General features: G+C 70.8%; 1 protein-coding gene. It reads right to left on the bottom strand.

The genetic code is table 11. The features are described 5' to 3' along the window. Positions 1 to 574, bottom strand: a 574-nt coding sequence (locus AB8Z75_RS35295) for a helix-turn-helix domain-containing protein (RefSeq protein WP_369209247.1), incomplete at its 3' end; no start/stop codon positions are given. Between the last annotated feature and the right edge of the window lie 9 nt (positions 575 to 583).

Consider the following 583-nt stretch of genomic DNA (forward strand, 5'->3'; position numbering starts at 1 on the left):
GCTGGACGATGCCCAGGCCGACCCGTTCCAGAGTCCACAGATCAGCCTCGAAGCCATGCGCCTGGGCGCCCTGCTCCAGCGCCCTGCGCACCCGCTCGGCCTGGGCATCGTCCAGCTTGGGCGGACGCCCGGTGGCCGGGCGCCGACGCAGAGCATCGGTGCCGCCCTTCTCCCAGGCCCGTTTCCAGCGCCGCACACTCTCGTCACTGACCCCCAGCATCCGCGCGATCTCAGCATTCGCACGTCCCTGACCGAACAACTCGGCCGCCCGCACACGCCGAGCCTCGGCCAACTGCGGCCGGCCCTGCTCCAGCGCCCTGCGCACCCGCTCGGCCTGGGCATCGTCCAGCTTGGGCGGACGCCCGGTGGCCGGGCGCCGACGCAGAGCATCGGTGCCGCCCTTCTCCCAGGCCCGTTTCCAGCGCCGCACACTCTCGTCACTGACCCCCAGCATCCGCGCGATCTCAGCATTCGCACGTCCCTGACCGAACAACTCGGCCGCCCGCACACGCCGAGCCTCGGCCAACTGCGGCCGCGTCAAAGGAGGAACATCAGGCGAAGGCTTGAAAGACACCGCATCAGG

It is taken from the genome of Streptomyces sp. PU-14G, from assembly GCF_041028275.1.
Taxonomy (GTDB): domain Bacteria; phylum Actinomycetota; class Actinomycetes; order Streptomycetales; family Streptomycetaceae; genus Streptomyces.